The sequence below is a fragment of the Dawidia cretensis genome, assembly GCF_018598175.1.
Taxonomy (GTDB): Bacteria; Bacteroidota; Bacteroidia; order Cytophagales; family Cyclobacteriaceae; genus Ohtaekwangia; species Ohtaekwangia cretensis.
Window position 1 is genome coordinate 1 of the sequence record NZ_JAHESE010000200.1, and the last position, 267, is coordinate 267.

Here is a 267-nt window from a genome sequence, read left to right on the forward strand (position 1 = left end):
CCCACGAACGGCTGCAACAGCGACGCCGTAAGCTGGAACGTAAGCGTAATCAAACCGATTTGGGTAAACGACAGGTGGAAGCTGTCCTTGATCAGCGGATACACCGCCGGAATCACGGCCTGCATCATGTCGTTGAGCAGGTGGGAAAAACTAATCGTAAAAAGAATCGAAAAAACCGTCTTTTGGGCCGCCTCCGCACTCATTGTCGGGTCCGCGGCTGTAGAAATCTCTGCCATCCGTTCCATACCGGGGGCAAAAATACACGTT

General features: G+C 52.8%; 1 pseudogene. It reads right to left on the reverse strand.

Annotated elements, in window-relative coordinates:
• Positions 1-236, reverse strand: a pseudogene (locus KK062_RS30355) (MFS transporter); the annotation flags it as partial.
• Positions 237-267 lie beyond the last annotated feature (31 nt).